Here is a 21,777-nt window from a genome sequence, read left to right as displayed (position 1 = left end):
TTATGATAGCTATTGGTGGGAAACGGCTTGATTTATTTCCAATGTCAATTTTTCCATACCTTCAACAGAGATTGGTTGTGAGGGTGTAGAGGTAAAAATTCTTCCTTTTTTATCGATCAGCAATAGACATGGGTAGCTTTCCTGAGGTACATACCTTTTAATAAATGAGTTATTTGCACCAGTTCCACTTGTATATAAATATTCTGTATCATTAGATATGAAATAGGAGGTCGGTTTTGAACGTTGGGACTGATCAATACTGTTTAACCACATCGACTTATTCTGATCTCTTGAAATACTTACAAATTTGACGTCCTTCCTGTTCGCAAATTGTTTTTCTACTTGCCGAAGCCCCCTTGCCACATTTAAGCAAGGTCCACAGCCGGTAAACCAAAGGTCTATTACAACGACCTTTCCCTGAAAATCGGAAAGCCTAACCCTCTGGCCTTTCGCATTTTGAAAATCAAAGTCACTAACAGGCTGTCCACTTGAAAAGGTTTCTTTTAGATTATTGACCATTTGAACAAATGTCGGAGATACCATAACCGACAACGCATTAGAAAGATATTTTTCATCTAAATGATTAAACGCGGCAATTGATGTGAGCCAATAAGTGAGTAACTTATCTCTTACCAGCCCCGTGTATTCTGAATTAATTGCGTCGAAATAATTTTCATCAATAAAAGGATCGATTTGATTAATAATTCGTTGATATTTAACTTCAGTTCTAATCTTATTATATAAATATAGGATGTATTCCGGCGTTAAAGCTGATCTGTCTTCCTTATCAAGATATGCGGGCCGGTTTTGAAGTTCAATACATAGATCTTGAATTTCTTTTTTGAGCGGTTCGCCACTAACAAAAAATGGTCCAGCAAAACTAATTCGCCTGTATATAAAAGTCCTGTTTTTACCAATTATATCTGCCCGAATTATTCCATAGGCCATTGGCGACATATCTGTTTTACAAGAGTTTAATACTTGAAGCTGAGCATTTAATAATGAATCTTTTTGGTTGAGCCATTTTTTTGTATCGATGTTAAAGTAATTGTGGACGCTACTCATCAGTTGTTTGTCATCAGGATCTACCTCTGCAATTTTTAATTGCGCTTCAAATAATTTTGCGCCTCGTCCAGAATAAGTTTGCTTTGCCCCCTCAAATTTTACATTAATACTGTCTCCGGGTTCGATAAGGTAATTTTTTACATCGCCGGAGCTAATTAAATTTCCAGATGGCAATCTTTTATTTGACTGAAATAAAGTAAAATGAAATGGCGAGTTCTCTGTCCGGATTTTGAACTTAAATACACCGTTTTGATCAGGCTTTTCAGTGAAAATTTTCGAAGCATTAGCTTCAGACGCCCCACCATACATTGTAAATGGGCCATTCAGCATCAGAATAACAGAATCAGTACTATTTCTATTTTCTATTTTTCCGGTAATATAGGATATAACTTCAGTTTTGTTTTGAGCAAGAATTTTACCGCCCGAACACAGTATTAATGCGAGTATCGCTAATATAAATTTTTTCATTTGTCAATTTTTAAATGCCTTGAATTTTTAATTGATAGGATTGTACTATCTTGGATTCTGTTGTAAGCCCCCTCGTTCTATTTCAATTGGGTCAATTGGAAGCACATACCTTGGTGAGTTAGGAACAAGGGTGTAAGTTTTGCCATTAACAATCCGAGATAAGGTTACCTGAAAGCGAGGATCTTTATTCAACCTCCGGAGGTCTGACCAACGAATATTCCGGTAACACAATTCTTTTCTTCTTTCATTTAGGATCAATGAAAGTGCTGCATCTGCATTTGTAGCTGTCAAAGCAGAGAATGTTCCATTTTTATATCTGTTCTTTAGTAGGTTATTTAAATCATTCAATGCAGCTACAATTTGCCCTGCTCTTGCATTGCACTCTGCTCGAATTAAATACATTTCATCAGTTGCAATTCCACCGAACGGTTGAAATGCACTTCCTATATAACTCGTCTTGTTTGTAATTATACCCGCTTGGGTTTTGAAGAATATTTTTTGACGCAAATCATTCCCATCGTATAATTGATAAAGTCCAGGATCAACAATCAAATTGGGTGGGTTAAATGAGAGGTAACCTGCCAATTGTGTATGAAAAATCACCTCTACATTAAAATAAGATAACGGGAATGGCGAGGTTGTCGAAACCTTGTTATAGTCCAACAAATTACTGTTTAATTGCAAGCATGAATCTGCATATAAAAAAGCTTTGGGGTAGTTATCCTGAGACAGGTAAACCCTTGCTAACAAACCAAACGCTGCAGCTTTCGTTGGCCTCGTTGGAAACGTAGTATTGACTGGTAACAGTTGGCTTGCTTGCAACAAGTCATTGATTATTTGATCATAGGTTTGTTGAACTGTTGAGCGTTCAACAGTGAGATTTACGTTTGATGACAATCGTAAGGGTAAACCCAAATCACTTCCGGAGGTCGAGGGCGAATAGGCTTTACAATATTGCTGGGATAGGCTGAAATAATCATAACAGCGGAAAAACAGGGCTGATCCTTTTGCATTATTGTAGGCGGCTTGTGAGGATTGATCAGGTTTTATGGCAGCAAGACCATCTAAAACCACGTTCGTATTTAAGATTCTCCCATAAGCTGAAACCCAGTCACCTGAAGCATGGCCAGCATAGAAATTTTCAGTTGGCCCCCATAAGTAGGCACTTTGTTCCGTGCCAACACCAAGAGAATTAAAGGTGGCATCTGTTATATAATAATCTCCGTCACCAACCATACTAAGACTTGGGACATCAATGTTCATTGGATTTGTCGCCCCTTTAGTGTTATCTAAGAGGGCTTGGTAATCCGCAATTTTTGAAGGCACAACAAGTGCTTTATCTGGCTTAGCGTTTAACCAGTCTTTTTTGCATGCCGCCAGCAACATGATGCTGCAAATTAGCAGCAGCGTTCTTTGAGATATTTTATTTTTCATTTTACTATTCAATTTGATTTGCCATACATTTAGTGGATATATCCTTAAAAATTCCCCTTTATGCCGATCGCTATTGATCTTGGTACTGGCATCGTTGTGTTATCTGTAGTAGGCACAGCATCAGGGTCAAGTCCTTTATTATTCTTTCGCCAAATAATTCCTACATTATTCGCATAAATAAATAGTTGTAGTGCGGCAAAGGGAAGACGGTGATAGGTTGATTTGGTAAAATCATAACTTAGAGTAATATCTTGAAGTCGAATGTGATCACCACTCTCTACGTTAACCTCAGAGTATTTATAGAATTGGTCCCGAGAAGAGGAAAACGGATAGACTAAGGATGGTACGTTAGTTCTCTTTTCATCGCCGGGAACCTGCCATCGATCATTGAACTGGTTATTTACTCGTAAAAATGCTCCAGAGGTGGTAATAGTTGAATAATTCAACGCAGGAGCCATAAAGTAGTACCCCAATTTGTAGTTAACCTGGAAGGTTAATCTAAAATTTTTATAGCTGAAGCTATTATTTAACCCGCCGAAATAAGTCGGTCGAGCAGGGCCTTCATAAACGAGATCTTGTACTGGAGTATTAACAGTAATAGCTGAATAATCTTGACTTGGTGAGCCATTTACAAAACCAATTGGGTTACCGGTCGCTGGATCTAAGCCTCTCCACTTATAGGCGTAAACCCCAAATACAGGCCTGTTAATATTCGGGGCACCTGTGCCTGATCCTGCTAACTGATAACTATAAGGTTGAACATCGTAGGATGTTACTTTATCTGTGGCATGACTTAAAAGAAGGGTAGTATTCCATTTTAAATTCCCTTTGGTGTTGTGACTTGTAATGGAAAGATCATAACCACTTCCTTTCATGTTGGAGAAATTCCCTTCAAGCTGCGTAATACCACTATTTTCAGGAAAATTTTTAAAACCTAATAAATCGCTTTCCCTTTTGAAATAATATTCAAGGCTACCGGCTATATCGCCGTTTTTTGTACCGAAATCAACGCCGATATTCGCAATCCCTGTTTTCTCCCAACGCAGGTCTGGATTTCCAATATTGGAAATTAATGCATAATTATAATTTGTGTACGTCGCGTTACTGTAATATTGAAATGTTGTAATCCCAGTAATGGATTGAATAAGGTTTCCATTATACCCATAACTTGTCCTTAATGCTAATACTGGTAACCAATCTAATTTGTAAAATGACTCTCTGGAAATATCCCATTTAAAACCAGCCGACCATAATGGCAGGTTCTTTTGATTGGTTGAGACGCCGAAATAATTGGTTCCATCGATTCGCGCACTACCGGAAACCGTGTAACGATCTTTGTAATTGTAAGCGATATTTGCAAATGATGAACGTACCCGGACGATTGTTGATTGAACTCCTAATCCACTGTAGATGCTTTGGCTACCCGTTGGGTAAGTATTAAATGAGTCGATTGCATCAATATTTGTAAACGTTGCAAGATCATTATTATAACCATAGAGAATTGATTGGTTGCTTTCACCTGTGGTTTGTGAAAGTTCATATCCAAGTATCGCTACCAAATCATTGTCCGACCAATGATTACTATAACTTAGTTGACCACGTACGTTATTTGATATGGTATTGCCTCTGGAGAGATTTAAAATTCCACCTAAAGGAACGTTGTATCCGGTCACTACTCCGTTATTAACAACGGAAAAAGTATTAATATAATCTCTTGTTGCATAAGTGTCTTGACTCTGATAGATGCGATTATCGCTTTGAGTGTTTTCAAATTGATATTTTACCTCTGCACTTAAGCCGGGTATGAAAGTGTATTTTATCCCAGTACTTATTCTGGCATCCGATGTTTTTGTTGTGTTATCCGTGGCACCTAACTCCTTCAAGGGATAATATGTCCAATCTAAAAATCCAGTTGTAGCGGAATTTTGGATAAATGTTTGGTTGTAGTTATATGAAATTGGCAAAGGATTTCCGTCCTTATCTGCAATTTGCGAATAAGGGAAAAGGCGTCTTGCGGTTTGGGTTAATGTGTTATCAAATTGAGTATTGGTTCTTATATAATTAATTCCAGCATTCACTTCTAATTTTGGAGTGATGAAAAAAGTATTTTGACTATTTAAAGTAAATCGTTGATTACTGTTGTCTTTTACACTGGCTAAATCGTGATCATATCCCGCAGAGAAATAGTAAATAGCCTTATCAGACCCTCCTGAAAGATTTATCGCATATTGCTGATTAGTTGCTTTCTGATAAAAGTATTTACTCAACTGATCTTTAACGTCTATATTCCGAAGTACATTAAGTTGAGTATTGAGATCATTAGTTGAAACCGTTCCTGCCCTATTTGCAGCTAACAGGCTAACTACTGGAGATATAACCGGATAGCTGGAGGTATTTGCAAGACTTGCATCATAAAAACCCTTCCCGAAAAGATATTGTTCAAGTCCTATATAACTTGAAGCGTCTAACTGATTTGGGTTATAATTTAAATCTGGTCTATTAAATACCGTAAGATTGGCGTTAAATCCTATTTTTAAAGCTTGGTTATTCTTTCCCTTGCGTGTTGTGATGACGATTACTCCATTTCCTGCCCTCACTCCCCAGATACTCGCAGCGGCGGCGTCCTTCAGCACACTAATACTTTCAACATCATTGGGATTTATATTATTGATATCACCACTATAAGGGAAATTATCGACTACGATCAGTGGTTGATCATTCGCAAAAATTGTACTTCGGCCTCTAATGTTAATATCAGGCTTTCCTCCTTGGGTAGTAAGGGTATTTGCATTAAATACTAATCCGCTGGTGATACCATTCAGTTTAGATATTACATCTGGTGCGACACGATTTTCATATTCATTTTTCAACGGCTGTGCAAAAGAGCCTGTTATCCTTTCTTTAGGTATTGTTTGATATCCTGTCGAAACAACGTTTACTTCATTTAATTTCGAAGTTCCTGTTTTTAATACAATCGTTAAATAATCCAGCTTATCATTTAAGTGAAAATTATAGGGAAGAAAGCCAATAAATGATACCGAGATTTCATCGCCTGGGCTACCGTCGATTTCAAATTCTCCATTATTTGATGTAGTTACGTTAAGGTTTCTTGAAAGATTTTTTATAGTTGCACCGGGCAAAGGATTACCTATTGTATCGATGATTTTTCCTTTAAATATTGCTGTAGTTGTTTGATCTTTTCGCGGTGATGTTTGCGTTACTTCTTTTTTTGTAACCACAATGATCTTATCACGTATCTCATATTTCAGCGGTTGGGTTTTGAAAATGGTTTCCAATACAACACCAAGAGGTTGGTCCTTTACGCTAAATGTTACTGGTTGGGATACATCTAATACTGCACTTGATGCCAGGAATTCAAAGCCTGTTTGCTTGGATAGGTCCTGAAAGACCTTTTTCAGCGGGGCCCTGGTTTCCTTTATAGTGATCTGCTGGGCTCTTGCGATAACGTTTATTGAGAGGAGTAGCAGAGTCAGCAGCACTCCTGACCGTAAACACTGCTGCATGGCTAAATTGACGCGCATGGGAACACGCGCCTTACTTTTTGAGTAAAACTTATACATTTGTAATACATGGGTTTAACCGGCTGCATTCATTTTCGAGATGTGGGCAGCCGTGTTGGTTAATAGTTTATAATTATTGATCGCCTATATAAGTCAGGGGCACCGGTGACAGCCGGTACCCTGACTTTAATTAACTAAACTGATCCTTTCTTACTTCATGACGGTAATCCTCCTTCCCTCCAGTTTGAAATGGACAGTTTTGGTCGCCTCCAGTGCCTTGATCACTTGGCTGATATTTTTATTGCGGGAAACATACCCGTCAAGACTTTCATTTTTAATGCTATCCTGATATTCTACCTTTACATCGTACCATCGGCTCAACTTGCGCATGATACTGTTAATTGGTTCGTTATCAAATTGGAAATAGCCGTTTTTCCAGGCAAGTGCCTCTTCAGTATCTACTGATTTAACTTCAAGCTGATTGCCCTTGGCTACTGATTGTTCACCGGGCCTTAAGAACATTGGGGTAGCGTTTCCTAATAGGCTGACTTTCACACGGCCTTCCAGTAAGGTGGTTTTTACCGAAGGGTCATCAGCATAGCTGCTGATATTGAAATGGGTACCTAATACTTCGACGCGCTGGTCACCAGAGATCACAATAAACGGATGGGTGGCATCTTTGGCGACCTCAAAATAGCCTTCACCACTGAGTTTGACGATGCGGTTTATACCATGTGTAAAGGACGTAGGAAAAGTAAGCGAAGATGCAGCGTTCAGCCAAACCTGTGATCCGTCGGGTAATTTGATCTGCCATTGCCCCCCGTTTGGCGTAGTAATGGTATTTTGTTCGGCGGTAGTTTCAGTGCCGGAGTAGTCAAATATGACCTGCCCGGATTGGGCTTTGACGATCTTTACACCTTGTTGTTGATAGACCTGGCCATTGGTGGCGTCAGATAGATTAAGGTGCCGCCCATTGGCGAGCGTTAATATCGCTTTATTGGTTCCGGGCGGTAAATCGTTAGCCAGAGGTGGGGTTTTTCCGGGGTTGTGATTGACAAAGAATAGCATGGTTACGGTGAATAGAATGCCGATGAGAACGGCTGCCGCGGCCAGCCGGATGCCGATTTTAAAGAATTGTCCCTGATTGCCGGGTAAGCGCCGGAATATTTCGTTTTTGGCAGCTTCGATACTTTTCCCGTTTAATTGGAACGGTTCTTTTTCATTATACTGGAGGTACCAGGCTTCCAGCAAGGCGCGTTCTTCCTCGGTGGCAGTGCCGTCATTATACTTGGCAAACAGTGATTTTAGTTCCTCTTTGTTCATGGTAGGCTTCCCTTTTTATAACCATGGCGGTAACCAGGCACGATTGAGGAACAGAGGGTGAAGATTTGTTAATAATAAATTAACAGTTTATTTGTAACAGCTGTCAATAGCTTTGGGATAAAAGCCGTTTTTCATACAGGTAATAACTTGGATTGTTATAATCAAAGCGAGAGAAAAAACGCGTTGCTTCAGGGTAAACCATGGTGAAATTTAATTTCCCAACATACTATGATATAAAATGATAGTTGATCACAATCAATATTTCCCGATAGTAAAGTCTGCTTAAAGACTTTACCCGCCTGTAAGTAAATGTTCAGAGTATGCTTAGTCCATCCAAACAAATGTGTCGTTTAATTCCAAAATAATTTAGAATAATTCCAAATATCTATACATTTGTTGTGTGAAGATACTTTGTTACATATTCAGCGTCATGGTATTTGTACTTAGCTTAATTCCCTGTCAGGAAGATGCTTTGAACAATAACCGGGACCATGCTGTTATCATTCACAAAGCATCAACTCCGGCCAATACCGCTGATGCGTGTTCGCCATTTTGCACCTGTTCCTGCTGTACAACGCCCACGGTAGCCCTTATGCAGGTTTATTCGTTCCATAATATCCCGGTAACCTGCGCAGTTGCTTATTCTGACCACCTTCCGGGTAAATTACTCCGAACTCATCTATCGATCTGGCAGCCGCCGCAATTAAGTTAAACCTTTATTGATGACCGGTAGATCCGGCAAGGGAAATCGCTATTTCCTTAAAATAATTACGTTTTACTTATTCAACATTTCCATGTTTGACAGAATTATATCGTTCTCGATCAATCATAAATTGATCATTGGCGCATTTATATTTATCCTGGTCGCAGCGGGTCTGTACTCCGCCACACAATTACCTATTGACGCGCAGCCGGATATTACCAATAACCAGGTGCAAATCATCACACAGGCCCCTACATTAGGCACCCAGGAGGTAGAGCAGTACATTACCGCTCCTATCGAACTTGCCCTCGCAAATATTCCGAAGGTTATCGAAAAGCGGTCTATTTCCCGTTCAGGCTTATCAGTCATTACTGTCGTTTTTCAGGATGATGCCGATATTTACTGGGCAAGGCAGCAGATCAGCCAGCAGCTTAAAGAAGCGGAATCACAAATACCGGAGCATACCGGTACACCGGAATTAGCGCCTATTACCACCGGTTTGGGGGAAATTTACCAGTATGTGATCCATACCAAACCCGGCTATGAAAATAAATATACCCCTACCGATCTAAGAACCATACAGGACTGGATCGTCCGCCGCCAGCTTGCCGGGACACCGGGCATCGCCGAGGTGAGCGGATGGGGAGGTTATGTCAAACAATACGAAATCTCCTTAGACAACGACCGGCTGAATAGTCTGAATATTACGATCAGCGATATTTATAACGCCTTAAAAAAGAACAACCAGAATACCGGCGGTTCTTATATCGAGCAGCGCAACAATGCTTACTTTATCAGGGGTATCGGCCAGGTACGTTCCTTGTCCGACCTGGAGCAGATCGTTGTTAAAAATGTCGGCGCAGCGCCCATATTGATCCGGGATGTCGCTAAAGTACAATACGGCAGCGCCAACCGTTATGGGGCTGTCACGCGGAACGGGCAGGGTGAGGTCGTTGCCGGGGTCGCCCTGATGCTCAAAGGCGAAAACTTTGACCAGGTGATCAAACGGGTAAAAGATCGGATGGTGCAAATCCAGAAATCCCTGCCTGAAGGCGTGGTCATCGAACCTTTTATCGACCGGACGGAATTGGTTGGACGGGCCATTAGTACCGTAGAAAGAAACCTGATTGAAGGTGGCCTGATCGTGGTTTTTGTGCTGGTGTTGTTATTGGGTAACCTTCGGGCAGGCCTGGTGGTCGCTTCGGTGATACCCCTTGCCATGCTTTTTGCCGTAACCATGATGAATATCTTTGGTGTTTCAGGCAACCTCATGAGTTTGGGCGCAATTGATTTCGGGTTGATCGTAGATGGGGCGGTGATTATTGTCGAGGCCATTTTTCACCGCATATCCGGCAGTGGGCTGTTTGCGGGTAAGCCGAAACTTAGCCAAAAAGAAATGGATCAGGAGGTTCACACGGCAGCTTCCAAGATCAGGGATAGCGCGGCATTCGGGGAGATCATTATTTTGATTGTGTACCTGCCCCTGTTCGCCCTGGTCGGCATAGAGGGCAAAATGTTCAGGCCGATGGCCGAAACAGTAGCCTTTGCCATTTTGGGCGCTTTTATTTTATCCCTTACGTATGTGCCGATGGCCAGCGCCTTATTTTTGAGCAAGCATACCGTTCATAAACGTAATATATCGGACCGGCTGATCAGTGCCTTGCAACGGTTATATACCCCCATCCTCAATGGCGTATTAAAAGCAAAAAAACTCACTGTTATCTTATCGGCTATCCTCCTGGCAGGCGCGATCTGGCTATTCAGCACCTTGGGCGGCGAGTTTATCCCGACGCTGGAGGAAGGTGATCTGACGGTCGAGATCGCCATGATGCAGGGCACATCGCTTACCCAGGTGGTTAAAACATTCGGCCAGGGAGAAAAATTACTAAAGGAGAAATTTCCGGAGATCAAGCAGGTGGTGACCCGCATCGGAAGCGCGGAGATACCGACCGATCCCATGCCCTTTGAACGGGGCGATATGATGCTTTCGATGAAGCCCAAAGAAGAATGGACCAGCGCAGACAACCGGCAGGAAATGATGGAAAAGATCGAACAAACGCTCAAAAACATTCCGGGCCTCAACGTTGAAGTCACCCAGCCCATGCAAATGCGCTTTAATGAACTGATGACCGGAATAAGGCAGGACGTGGCTATCAAGATATTTGGCGAAGATCTGGACGAGCTGACGGAGCAGGCCAATAAGGTTGCCAAAGTCATCAGCAAGGTACAGGGGGTAAGTGAACCCATGGTGGAACGGGTAAGCGGGCTTCCGCAGGTCGAAGTTAGCTACGACAGGGCCAAGATTGCGCAGTATGGCCTGAATATCGAAGATGTCAATACCGCGATCAGTACGGCCTTTGCCGGTCAGGTGGCCGGAGCGGTATTTGAAGGCGAAAGACGGTTTGACATTGTTTTAAGGATGAGCCGTGACCTTCGTGAAAATGTATCCAATATTGAAAACCTGTATATTAACCTGCCGTCAGGCAACCGCATACCGCTGAACCAGATCGCCGCTGTGAAAATAGCCGAAGCGCCCGCCCAGATCAGCCGGGAGGATGGCAAAAGACGGATCTATGTAGGCTTTAATGTACGCGGCCGTGATGTGGAGAGTGCCGTGACCGAAATACAGCAGGTTTTAAGTAAAGAAGTTAAACTGCCGGCCGGTTATTATACCACTTACGGCGGCCAGTTTGAAAACCTGAAAGCAGCAAAAAAACGCCTGTCGGTCGCTGTTCCGGTTGCGCTGTTGCTGATCCTGATCTTGTTGTATTTTACTTTTCATTCGGTCAGGGAAACCCTGCTGATATTTTCGGCAGTTCCGCTTGCAGCGATAGGCGGCGTGCTGGCTTTGTGGTTCAGGGACATGCCATTCAGCATCTCCGCAGGGGTTGGTTTTATCGCGCTCTTTGGCGTGGCGGTGCTGAACGGGATCGTATTGATCGGTTATTTTAACCAGTTGAAAGCAGAGGGGATCACCAATATCATCGAGCGGGTAAAAAAAGGAACGGAAGTCCGTTTGCGCCCGGTGATCATGACCGCTTCCGTTGCGTCTCTCGGATTTTTGCCGATGGCTATTTCTACTTCGGCCGGTGCGGAAGTACAGCGGCCTTTAGCGACCGTGGTGATCGGCGGATTGATCTCCGCCACCTTATTGACTTTGCTGGTCCTACCGGTATTGTATGTACTGTTTACAAAGAAAGGGGATGAAAAACCCAAAGGAAAAACTCCTTTCCCCGCTAAGGCATTGCTTATCGGCTTATTTATCGGAACTGGATTATTTTCTGCTTCGCCTGTCAGGGCACAAAATGTCAAGCCGCTTTCGCTGGATGAATGTATCCGCCTGGCTTTAGCGAATAACCCGAAGTTGCAGCGGTCCGAGCTGGAGATCGGACAGAACAAGGCTTTACAGCGAACGGCTTTTGATCCCGCTAAAACAAATCTTACTTTAACCCAGGACCCCACCTCGGGCGGGAACATTGACAACAGCCTGGGCATTTCTCAAAGCTTTAGTTTTCCAACGGCATATACCGCACAAAGCAAGGTACTGAAGGCGCAAACGACCGTAAGTGAACGCGCAAAAGCACTGACGCGGAATGAATTGATCCGTGATGTTAAACTGGCCTATTACCAGTTGGTATTTGCGCGGAATAAAGCCGGTCAGTTACAAAGCCAGGACAGTTTATACCAGAAATTTTCCGAGCGGGCGGCCCTCCGCTATAAAACAGGTGAAACGTCTTACCTGGAGCAGCTATCCGCCGTGAACGCGACAAAGGAGATCCAGTTATTCCGTCAACAGGCTTTAGCAGATATCGCCATTGCACAGGCAGACCTGGCGCAATTGGTGAATAATGGGCAGCCAGTTGAAATTGCGGATATCGCCTTTACGCCAGTGCAGATAACTTCGCCTTTAGATACCGCTGCGTTGCATCAAAACCCGCTGTTTGACCTTTACCGGGAACGGGTAACCTTAGCCGGGACACAGGTCAAAGCGGAGCGAAGCAAATTCCTGCCGGATATTTCTTTGGGTTACCGGCAGCAGTTATTGATCGGCGCTTATAATCCCGCGAACATCGACCGCAGCTATTTTCCGGGCACCCGGATGGCTGGTTTTGAAGTGGGTATATCCGTTCCTTTATTTTATGGGGCGCAATCCGCACGGGTCAAGGCGGCAAGGATAAACCAGCAGATCGTCCAAAGCGACCAAACACTGGCTGTGCTGCAATTGAATAAGCAATACACGCAGCAGCTGCAGGAATATCTAAAATATCAGCAGGCGGTTGACTACTACCAGGGTTCGGGCTTAAAGCAGGCCGGTGAGCAGATACGGATCGCCGCTTTTGCCTACAGCAAGGGCGAGATCGGCTATGTGGAATTTATCCAGAACACCACCCAGGCCCTGAATATCCGGTTGCAATACCTGCAGGCATTACGGGATTATAATAACAGCATTATTGAACTTTCTTATTTACGCGGAGGCAAATAATCATGAAACAAACCATAAAAAATAAATATATACAACTATTCGTCCTGTTACCGTTAGCCTTAATAGTTGCTATCGGAACCGGTTGCAAACAAAAGAAAGAACCTGCCGAAACAGAACAAAAAGAGGTTCCTAAAGATAAAGCCGATGAAGGCACTCGTTTAACCCAAAGCCAGATCGATGCCGTTGGGATAGGTTTTGGCACGGTAGAGCAAAAAAACCTGAAATCTGTCGTTAAGGTCACCGGCCAGCTCGATGTTCCCCCGCAAAATAAAGCGGAAGTAACCTTACAAATGGGTGGTGTGGTCAAACAGATATTTGTCTTAGAAGGCGGATATGTGCACAAAGGCCAGCAACTGGCGACCATAGAGAACAACCAGCTCATCCAGTTACAACAGGATTATATGACCGCATTGAGCAGCCTTGCTTATGCAGAAAAAGAATATCAGCGGCAAAGTGAGTTAAATGCACAAAACGCGGGTACGGGAAAAGTTTACCAGCAATCTGAAAGCACTTATCAGGCTGACCAGGCGAGAGTTAAAGCTTTAGGCAGGCAATTAGCACAGGTGGGTATTAATCCGGCCAACGCCGCCAAAGGGAAGATTACCACGGAAATACCCGTATTTGCACCGATCAGCGGGACTATCGGCAAGATCAGTATCGAAACAGGTTCCTTTGCCGAGCCGTCTAAACCATTAATGAATATCGTAGACAATTCCAAAGTACATTGCGACCTGATGGTCTATGAAAAAGACCTGGCAAAAGTTAAAGCGGGCCAAAAGGTCAATTTCACTTTGACCAATCAGAATAATTTAGAGATAAGCGGCAGGATCTATGGGGTAAATCAGTCTTTTGAAAATGAAACCAAGTCCGTTATCGCTCATGCGATCATTGATAACAGTGCAAAAAACAACCTGATACAAGGCATGTATGTGTCGGCATCAATCGATGTTGGTAATCAGACGACAACGGCGGTTCCCAATGAAGCCATCGTAAAATCCGGGGGCAAGGATTATATCTATTACCTTAAAAAAGTAGAAGAAAAAACGGAAGGGAATGAAGAAAAAGAAAAAACAGGAGACAAAGATAACGATCATAAAGCACCGGGTAAGGTCTACTATTTTGATAAAGCTGAAGTGATCACCGGCGTATCGGATTTGGGCTACACTGAGATCAAATTGGTAGAAGAATTGCCAAAAGGCGTCAAAATCGTTACTAAAGGCGCTTTTTATATTCTTTCCTCTACTTCGGCAACAGACGAAGACGGCAATTAAGTAAATGGCAAAAGGTAAAAAGAATACACCAAAAGGCCGGCCGCCCAAAAGCTATGCCCGACCCCAATGGATGAAAACCGTTAGGATTATTGGCCTTATCGTTGCTTATATCGTCATTATCTTAGCCATTATCGGTATGGCGATCTCTATTTACAAAAGTTATAAAAAGTGATTCGACAGAGCGTGAACTAAAAACCCTTCATATTCCTAAAACGGACTGCGATGCATGGGTTACGGGGTTGAAGGTAGTTTTGATGAAAGACATCCGGCTGTTGGAGTGAGAAGGATAACAATTAACATACAGGAATGAAAAAAGACATTAAATATAAAGAGCAGGCTCGTATCAATATGATCAAAGAGGCCGACCGTGAACTTAAAACAGGCGAGGAAGAAGGCGAGGAAACACTCGAACTGAGCGAGCCTGCCAAAGAAGAAAGCCGCCAAAGCCATTGGCTGCTGCTTACCGCGCTGGCTATATTGCTGGTCATGCTGACCCTGGAATTTGGTTTTAAGTACCAGCCAGCATTCCCGATCAACCTGATTATATTCTCAATAGCATTCCTGCTGGCCGGTTATAATGTATTAGGTATGGCCTGGCGCAAAGCCAGACATTTTGATTTTTTTAATGAGTTCTTTTTGATGAGCGTTGCCACACTGGGCGCTTTTAGTATTGGCTCCTACAGCGAGGGAGTAGCCGTGATGGTATTTTATTCCATTGGTGAATGGTTCCAGGATTCGGCAGTAAACAAAGCTAAGAGAAGCATCAAAGCCTTGCTGGACATCCGGCCGGACAAAGTTACAGTTATCCGGGATGGCAAAACATTGGTCACTGACCCGAAAGCGATCAAAATTGATGAGATCATCCAGGTGAAGGCAGGTGAAAAAGTCGCGCTGGATGGTGAATTGTATTCAGATGCCGGTACATTCAATACCGCCGCATTGACCGGGGAAAGCAAACCGGATACCAAAAGAAAGGGTGAAGTAGTACTGGCCGGGATGATCAATTTGGATAAAGTATCGGAAGTTCAGGTCAAATCATTGTTTAAAGATAGCAAGCTGAGCAAAATACTGGAAATGGTACAGGATGCAACGGCCCGGAAGTCTCAAACACAGCTTTTTATCAGCCGGTTCGCCAAAATTTATACACCGATTGTTTTTGCACTTGCCTTGCTCGTTTGTTTTGCGCCTTATTTCTTTACCGATCCGTACAATTTTCACCAGTGGTTTTACCGGGCATTAGTTTTTCTGGTGATCAGTTGCCCGTGCGCTTTAGTAGTATCTATCCCGTTGGGTTATTTTGGTGGCATCGGGCTGGCTTCCCGAAACGGTATCCTGTTTAAGGGTTCCAATTTTTTAGACGTAATGACGACCATAAATACGATTATCATGGATAAAACGGGCACCCTGACCAAAGGCGTTTTCAATGTTCAGGAAGTAGTAACTGATGGCATTGAACAAAACGAATTGGTCAAAATAGCTGCCGCCATCGAAAGTAATTCAACCCACCCTATTGCCAAAGCGGTTGTTGCTTACGCAGGAGAGTCTATAGGTAAACTAAAGGCGAAAGATGTGGAAGAAATATCAGGACATGGTTTAAAAGGGAACGTTGACGGTAAAACAGTTTTAGCGGGGAATACGAAACTGCTTAAAAAATTCAAGATCGCCTATCCGCCGGAAGTAGATCAGTTAGTTGATACGGTGGTTGTGGTCGCGGTTAATAATCAATATGCCGGATACCTGACGATAGCTGACGAAATTAAAGAAGATGCTAAACTGGCCATTGACCGGATGCACAATCTGAAGATACAAACGGTCATGCTATCAGGTGACAAACAAGCGGTAGTAGATAAAGTGGCTAAACTATTAGGTATAGATAATGCCTTTGGCGATCTGCTGCCCGACGGAAAAGTACAAAAGGTACAGGAGTTTAAAAATGCCGGTAGCCGCATTGCATTTGTAGGCGACGGTGTGAATGATGCGCCGGTGGTGGCCCTGGCTGATGCCGGGATCGCCATGGGGGGCTTAGGCAGTGATGCCACCATTGAAACCGCAGATATCGTCATTCAAAACGATCAACCCTCTAAAATAACTGCCGCTATTCAAATCGGCAGGATTACCAAACGGATCGTCTGGCAGAATATTACTATCGCGATGGTGGTCAAGATCATCGTTTTGCTACTTGGCGCGGGCGGTGTGGCAAACTTATGGGAGGCGGTCATAGCCGATGTCGGAGTTGCGCTATTGGCGATCCTGAACGCGGTCAGGATACAGAAGATGAAATTGGATTAGGTATTCACTTAAATAGATAAAACTATGTTAGTCGAAACAGATCATGGTGCGTTGGCTGTTCTGTTACAGAATGTGGCGACAAGAAAGGAAGGATTCAGGCTAATATTACTCAAGTACCAACAGCGAATCTATTATTTTCTGCGGCGGATCGGGTTTAGCCATGAAGAAGCTGATGAACAAATACAAGAAATATTCATCGAATTTTGGCGGAGCATTTCCCTGTTACAGAAAACTGAAGCCTCGCCTCTTTTATTATACCGGATCGCTGCCAATCTGGGTCTTAAGAACCTGAGCGAAAAGCCTCAAAGAAAGGTTAATGTTTCTCCTGAGCAGCGCGGGGCGGTTTACAGGCGAAAGCGAACAGCTGGCGATGTAGTCGGCTTTATCAAAACTAACCGGAAGCCAAAAGATCATTTTTATCCTGAAGCAACAGGATCAATTCAGCTATTCAGATATTGTATTGATAACACGTATGTCAATCCCCGAAGTGAGAAAGGATTTCGATGAGGCACTTGAAAGATTTTCAAACAGCTACAGGCAGCCTTAAAATGGTAAGACAAAAATCAAACCTCCTAAAAGGCAGGCCGCCTAAAAACTACAGCCCCCGGGGGGATGAAAGTAGTAAGGATAATTGGGCTGGTCATCGCATACGTCGTCATTATTTTAGCCGTTATTGGAATGGTAATTTCTATTTATAAAAGTTTCTAAAATATAAAGCCGGGGTTAACCGGCTTTATTAATGACACTCATTCTTTATTTACACGTACGTGTACATCCGCCTGATTCTTTACAGGTTTTACTGCAATAATCCATGCAAGGTTTACTGCAACCTTTTGCACATTTAGAACAATGGTTCATTTTGCTGTTGCAGCATGGGGTATTCGCAGGTTTGTAAGTAAAAGAGGTAATGGAAAATAACATCACTATAGTGATGAAAATATAACGTCTCATGATTTCTAAGCTTTAATAATTGATTAATAATAGGATCAATGAATTGACCAACAGATACGGATCAATTATTAAACTTGCGGGGGATGCCAGCCGGAATCGGAATAATACAGCGAATTGCCCATCATGTATGGAGTAACCGGTATTTGTTTGATATAGCTGATTTTGGGCAAAACAGGAACCGGTTCAACGATCAGAAAGCCGCATTTGCTGCAGGATAGCATCATCCCGCATATTCCCTTATTGCAGCAATCTTTTGTGCCATGTCCGCAGGCACCCTGATGCGTCATTCCGGTACAGCAATTTCCCCTCATGGGCCGGTAGAGCCCGGAAAAAGAGGAAAGGAACAACATCCCTGCCGCCAGGAAAACAGCCGTAGCTTTCATAACTTAAATATAACGTTTATCTATAGTAAATAGTTTGATATTGAAGTATTTATATTCACGCTTAGTTTATTCCCCTCATATCAAAATCCTGTAAAAAATTAACGGAATCCTGTAAAGCCCAGGGCTCACCCGGTAGGTAAATTTGTATTGTTAATTAAGAAAACAGCATGGCAGTACAAGAATTACAAACACTCACCCTACCGGTAACCGGGATGAGTTGTGCCTCCTGCGCAATAAGCGTAGAATCCATACTTGGGGCACAAAACGGTGTGGATAAAGCCGAGGTGAACTATGCCAGCCAATCGGTGAAAGTAGCCTTTCACCCCGGCATAACGGAACCTGCCACCCTGCAAAAAGCAGTTCAGTCCATTGGTTATGACCTGATCGTCGATACCGCAAACGCAAAAGAAAAACAAGAGGAAGTTCAGCAAGATCATTATAAAGAATTAAAAAGGAATATGACCTGGGCAACCCTATTAACTATTCCTGTCGTGCTGATCGGGATGGTTTTTAACGAAATGCCGTACAGGAACTATATCATGCTGGCGCTGACTGCACCGGTATTATTTATAACCGGGAAAGGCTTTTTTTCGGGCGCTTTTAAACAAGCCAGGCACGGTAAGGCCAATATGGACACCCTGGTTGCACTAAGTACCGGCATCGCCTTTTTGTTTAGCGCCTTTAATACCTTTTATCCTCAATTCTGGCTGAGACAGGGACTGCAGCCGCATGTCTATTTTGAAGCAGCTTCCGTGATCGTGGTTTTTATCCTGTTGGGTAAACTGCTGGAAGAACGGGCGAAATCAAACACTTCTTCCGCTATCAAAAAACTGATCGGCCTGCAACCCAAAATGGTCATGCTGATCACGCTGCAAGGGGAAATAGAAACGCCAATAGCCGACGTAAAGGTCGGTGACCAATTGCTGGTACGTCCCGGAGAAAAGATCCCGGTGGATGGCGAGGTCTATGACGGCCATTCCTATGTGGACGAAAGCATGATTACCGGGGAGCCCGTAGCGGTTGAGAAAAAACAGGGCGCAAAAGTTTTTACAGGAACCTTAAACCAAAAAGGGAGTTTTCGCTTTACTGCCGAAAAAGTGGGAGGAAGTACCTTGCTTGCGCAAATCATCCAGCTGGTACAGGATGCGCAAGGCTCCAAAGCGCCGGTACAAAAACTGGTGGACAAGATCGCAGGCATCTTTGTGCCGGTCGTGATATTGATCGCCTTGTTAAGCTTGGGGGCCTGGCTGCTGTTCGGCGAACAGCATGCTTTTACACAGGGCTTATTGGCGATGGTAACGGTATTGGTAATTGCATGCCCCTGTGCTTTAGGTCTGGCTACACCGACGGCCATAATGGTTGGGATAGGCCGGGGTGCAGAAAACGGTATTCTCATTAAAGATGCAGAGGCATTGGAATTGGGCCACCGGGTAAACGCGGTGGTATTAGATAAGACAGGAACAATAACCGAAGGAAAACCGGTCGTTACTGAGCTAATATGGGCAGGCGGCGCCAAAGACGATCAGGATAAACTGCAAGGCATCTTTTTAGCGATGGAACAACGGTCTGAACATCCGTTGGCTGACGCGATAGTGGCTTACTTAAGATCTTTTGATGTAAAATCGGCAAAAGTTTCATCCTTTAGCAGCTTAACAGGCAGAGGCGTGGAAGCAGTGTTTAATGGAACGGGGTATTTAGCCGGAAGCCATAAACTGATCGATGAAAAAAGCATCGCTGTCCCTGATGATCTGAAAGAGCCAATAGCTTCTTATTCAGGCCAGGCAAAAACGGTTATTTATTTTGCGGATGACAAGCAGGTACTGGCTGTAGCTGCCATCACGGACCAGATCAAAGCGGGCTCAGCCGACGCTGTTAAAGCATTAAAAAAACAAGGTATCGAAGTCTATATGCTGACCGGTGATAACGCGGAAACCGCAACAGCGGTTGCAAAGCAGGCACGTATCGATCATTTCGAGGCAGATACGCTGCCATCCGGTAAATCTGATTTCATCAGGTCTTTACAGGCAAGCGGCAAAATTGTGGCCATGATCGGCGACGGGATTAATGACAGCCAGGCATTAGCACAAGCCGATGTGAGCATAGCAATGGGGAAAGGCTCCGATATTGCGATGGATGTAGCCAAAATCACCTTGGTCTCTTCTGATCTCCGGCAGGTGCCCAAAGCCTTAAGGCTTTCCAAGCTCACGGTTCGCACAATACGTCAAAACCTGTTCTGGGCATTTATTTATAACCTGATCGGCATTCCCATTGCAGCCGGAATATTATACCCTATCAACGGCTTTTTACTGAACCCAATGATTGCAGGCGCGGCTATGGCTTTAAGCTCTGTATCGGTGGTCAGCAACAGCCTGAGACTGAAATTTTCAAAACTTAATCTTTAATTTTTTAATTCAATATCATAAACAATGGAAACTTTAAAATTCAAAACCAATATCAAATGCGGTGGCTGTATTGCAACTGTAACCCCAGTATTAGATGCCTTGAAAGGCGTGGAAAAGTGGGATGTCGATACCAATAACCCTGATAAAATACTGACGGTAACTACGGTGCCCGGACTTAGCGCTGCTGAGGTGATCGCTGCTTTAAAAACTAAAGGTTACCATGCCGAATCTATCTGAGCGAGACATTCTTAATGATAAGCCTGCCTGCTCCTAAAGTGCGGGTTTGCTTGTTTTCATGAAAATATACTAATTTTAAACAATTGTAACATTTTTGTGTCTTAATAATAGATGAGGAAATTCGGTGCTTTTGGTCTGGCTGCGTTTTACCTGTTGTTAACAACAGGTATGTTCGTATGCCTGGTACATTGCAGTGCTGAATACTTGTTTGGAAAAACGACAACCGAAGTTATAGCACATCAGGATGACGATCATGACCACGAAACTTTGCCGGCGGCGGGGAAGCATCAAGCCCATGAAAAAGGGAAGGATCATAAGAAGTCTTGCGGTGAAGGCAAGGATTGTAGTTGTTGTAACAAGCATGATAATTATGTAGTTAAAGAAAACAGCTCTGCCGCACCCGAATTACAATTAAGCGCAATGCAGGTGGCTGCATTCCCGGTGGCTTATCAGACCAATCTGGCTTTGCAGGTGGGAATATACCGGGAAAAAGTATCCTGGTTGAACGCGACAGGGCCACCGCGCTCCGAATCACAGTCTTTATTTATTAAATACCATTCTCTCCTGATCTGATTCAAGCTTTGCCGCTATTCTCGGCCTGACGATTTATTGTCCATACTTTCTTAAAGCTTGAATTACAACATGATATTATATATTAAAAATATGGTTTGCGACCGTTGTGTTATGGTCGTTAAACAGCAATTGGAAAACTCTGGCTTTCGGGTAATTTCTATTACACTCGGCAATGCAGTGGTAGAACCGGAGCCTGATGCGGTTCAGTTAAGCGCGGTTTCTTCTTCCTTAAAACTACTTGGTTTCGAGTTGATTGATAATGAGAAGGATCGGGTTGTGCAACGCATCAAAGACCTGATCATTAAAAAGGTGCATCACAGCGACCTTACCGATACTCATCTTAGTTTCTCAGCATACCTTTCAGACCAAATACATAAAGATTATACCTATCTCAGCCGGATGTTCTCCGAGTCGGAAGACACAACTATTGAGAAGTTCATCATTCAGCAAAAAATTGAGAAGGTAAAAGAGTTGCTGGAATACGGAGAGTTCAATATGAATGAGATCGCGTGGAAGATGGGTTACAGCAGCAGCGCCCATTTATCTGCCCAGTTCAAAAGTATAACCGGTTTAACGCCGAGCCAGTTCAAGATTGCTGAACAGCACCAGCGCAAAGCCATTGATAAAATTTAAAAACACTATCCTATGAAAAACTTAATGTTAACCACCATCGT

Annotated in this window: 15 protein-coding genes; 10 read left to right on the top strand and 5 right to left on the bottom strand. The window is 43.3% G+C overall.

What is annotated here, in order from left to right; translation table 11 throughout:
* Window positions 1–9: 9 nt before the first annotated feature.
* From GWR56_RS06820 to GWR56_RS06805, 4 genes are all read right to left on the bottom strand, one after another.
* Window positions 10–1,533: a TlpA disulfide reductase family protein gene (locus GWR56_RS06820; RefSeq protein WP_162430387.1), complete on the bottom strand. Its 1,524-nt coding sequence runs from the start codon at window positions 1,531–1,533 to the stop codon at window positions 10–12.
* A gap of 45 nt (window positions 1,534–1,578) precedes the next feature.
* Window positions 1,579–2,967: a RagB/SusD family nutrient uptake outer membrane protein gene (locus GWR56_RS06815; RefSeq protein WP_162430386.1), complete on the bottom strand. Its 1,389-nt coding sequence runs from the start codon at window positions 2,965–2,967 to the stop codon at window positions 1,579–1,581.
* Window positions 2,968–3,011: 44 nt separating this feature from the next.
* Window positions 3,012–6,548: a SusC/RagA family TonB-linked outer membrane protein gene (locus GWR56_RS06810; protein ID WP_162430385.1), complete on the bottom strand. Its 3,537-nt coding sequence runs from the start codon at window positions 6,546–6,548 to the stop codon at window positions 3,012–3,014.
* Window positions 6,549–6,698: 150 nt separating this feature from the next.
* Window positions 6,699–7,811 (bottom strand): FecR family protein, encoded by a 1,113-nt coding sequence (locus GWR56_RS06805; RefSeq protein ID WP_162430384.1) that lies wholly within the window; start codon window positions 7,809–7,811, stop codon window positions 6,699–6,701.
* Window positions 7,812–8,241: 430 nt separating this feature from the next.
* Between GWR56_RS06805 and GWR56_RS20790 the strand changes: the two genes are divergently transcribed.
* The 6 genes from GWR56_RS20790 to GWR56_RS06780 all read left to right on the top strand — a co-directional run bounded on the left by GWR56_RS20790 (window position 8,242) and on the right by GWR56_RS06780 (window position 17,064).
* Complete coding sequence (locus GWR56_RS20790) at window positions 8,242–8,523, top strand: hypothetical protein (protein ID WP_370463815.1); 282 nt, start codon at window positions 8,242–8,244, stop codon at window positions 8,521–8,523.
* 82 nt (window positions 8,524–8,605) lie between these two features.
* Window positions 8,606–12,997 (top strand): CusA/CzcA family heavy metal efflux RND transporter, encoded by a 4,392-nt coding sequence (locus GWR56_RS06800; protein ID WP_162430383.1) that lies wholly within the window; start codon window positions 8,606–8,608, stop codon window positions 12,995–12,997.
* Window positions 12,998–12,999: 2 nt separating this feature from the next.
* Window positions 13,000–14,268 carry an efflux RND transporter periplasmic adaptor subunit gene (locus GWR56_RS06795; RefSeq protein WP_162430382.1) on the top strand — a complete coding sequence of 423 codons (1,269 nt, stop codon included), beginning with the start codon at window positions 13,000–13,002 and terminating at the stop codon, window positions 14,266–14,268.
* A gap of 4 nt (window positions 14,269–14,272) precedes the next feature.
* Window positions 14,273–14,440: a hypothetical protein gene (locus GWR56_RS06790; RefSeq protein WP_162430381.1), complete on the top strand. Its 168-nt coding sequence runs from the start codon at window positions 14,273–14,275 to the stop codon at window positions 14,438–14,440.
* Window positions 14,441–14,574: 134 nt separating this feature from the next.
* Complete coding sequence (locus tag GWR56_RS06785) at window positions 14,575–16,557, top strand: heavy metal translocating P-type ATPase (RefSeq protein ID WP_304608935.1); 1,983 nt, start codon at window positions 14,575–14,577, stop codon at window positions 16,555–16,557.
* Between the two features lie 24 nt (window positions 16,558–16,581).
* Window positions 16,582–17,064, top strand: coding sequence for an RNA polymerase sigma factor (locus GWR56_RS06780; protein ID WP_162430380.1), 483 nt, complete (start codon window positions 16,582–16,584; stop codon window positions 17,062–17,064).
* A gap of 512 nt (window positions 17,065–17,576) precedes the next feature.
* On the opposite strand, the gene GWR56_RS06775 is transcribed toward GWR56_RS06780, so the two are convergent.
* Window positions 17,577–17,891, bottom strand: a complete 315-nt coding sequence (locus tag GWR56_RS06775) for a hypothetical protein (protein ID WP_162430379.1) — start codon at window positions 17,889–17,891, stop codon at window positions 17,577–17,579.
* A 167-nt stretch (window positions 17,892–18,058) separates the two neighbouring features.
* On the opposite strand from GWR56_RS06775, the gene GWR56_RS06770 reads away from it, so the two are divergent.
* From GWR56_RS06770 to GWR56_RS06755, 4 genes are all read left to right on the top strand, one after another.
* Window positions 18,059–20,293: a cation-translocating P-type ATPase gene (locus tag GWR56_RS06770; RefSeq protein WP_162430378.1), complete on the top strand. Its 2,235-nt coding sequence runs from the start codon at window positions 18,059–18,061 to the stop codon at window positions 20,291–20,293.
* Between the two features lie 24 nt (window positions 20,294–20,317).
* On the top strand, window positions 20,318–20,530 hold the full coding sequence (locus GWR56_RS06765) for a heavy-metal-associated domain-containing protein (protein ID WP_162430377.1): 213 nt from the start codon (window positions 20,318–20,320) through the stop codon (window positions 20,528–20,530).
* Between the two features lie 111 nt (window positions 20,531–20,641).
* A complete protein-coding gene (locus GWR56_RS06760) occupies window positions 20,642–21,103 on the top strand; it encodes a hypothetical protein (protein WP_162430376.1) in 462 nt (153 codons plus the stop codon).
* A gap of 69 nt (window positions 21,104–21,172) precedes the next feature.
* Complete coding sequence (locus tag GWR56_RS06755; protein WP_162430375.1) at window positions 21,173–21,736, top strand: AraC family transcriptional regulator; 564 nt, start codon at window positions 21,173–21,175, stop codon at window positions 21,734–21,736.
* The last annotated feature ends 41 nt before the right edge of the window (window positions 21,737–21,777 follow it).

The sequence above is a fragment of the Mucilaginibacter sp. 14171R-50 genome, assembly GCF_010093045.1.
Lineage (GTDB): Bacteria > Bacteroidota > Bacteroidia > Sphingobacteriales > Sphingobacteriaceae > Mucilaginibacter.
This window is presented reverse-complemented; position numbering and strand designations above follow the sequence as displayed.

Coding starts and splice junctions, on each gene's coding strand:
- GWR56_RS06820 (WP_162430387.1), bottom strand. CDS start 1,533: ATGAAAAAATTTATATTAGCGATACTCGCATTAATACTGTGTTCGGGC.
- GWR56_RS06815 (WP_162430386.1), bottom strand. CDS start 2,967: ATGAAAAATAAAATATCTCAAAGAACGCTGCTGCTAATTTGCAGCATC.
- GWR56_RS06810 (WP_162430385.1), bottom strand. CDS start 6,548: ATGTATAAGTTTTACTCAAAAAGTAAGGCGCGTGTTCCCATGCGCGTC.
- GWR56_RS06805 (WP_162430384.1), bottom strand. CDS start 7,811: ATGAACAAAGAGGAACTAAAATCACTGTTTGCCAAGTATAATGACGGC.
- GWR56_RS20790 (WP_370463815.1), top strand. CDS start 8,242: ATGGTATTTGTACTTAGCTTAATTCCCTGTCAGGAAGATGCTTTGAAC.
- GWR56_RS06800 (WP_162430383.1), top strand. CDS start 8,606: ATGTTTGACAGAATTATATCGTTCTCGATCAATCATAAATTGATCATT.
- GWR56_RS06795 (WP_162430382.1), top strand. CDS start 13,000: ATGAAACAAACCATAAAAAATAAATATATACAACTATTCGTCCTGTTA.
- GWR56_RS06790 (WP_162430381.1), top strand. CDS start 14,273: ATGGCAAAAGGTAAAAAGAATACACCAAAAGGCCGGCCGCCCAAAAGC.
- GWR56_RS06785 (WP_304608935.1), top strand. CDS start 14,575: ATGAAAAAAGACATTAAATATAAAGAGCAGGCTCGTATCAATATGATC.
- GWR56_RS06780 (WP_162430380.1), top strand. CDS start 16,582: ATGTTAGTCGAAACAGATCATGGTGCGTTGGCTGTTCTGTTACAGAAT.
- GWR56_RS06775 (WP_162430379.1), bottom strand. CDS start 17,891: ATGAAAGCTACGGCTGTTTTCCTGGCGGCAGGGATGTTGTTCCTTTCC.
- GWR56_RS06770 (WP_162430378.1), top strand. CDS start 18,059: ATGGCAGTACAAGAATTACAAACACTCACCCTACCGGTAACCGGGATG.
- GWR56_RS06765 (WP_162430377.1), top strand. CDS start 20,318: ATGGAAACTTTAAAATTCAAAACCAATATCAAATGCGGTGGCTGTATT.
- GWR56_RS06760 (WP_162430376.1), top strand. CDS start 20,642: ATGAGGAAATTCGGTGCTTTTGGTCTGGCTGCGTTTTACCTGTTGTTA.
- GWR56_RS06755 (WP_162430375.1), top strand. CDS start 21,173: ATGATATTATATATTAAAAATATGGTTTGCGACCGTTGTGTTATGGTC.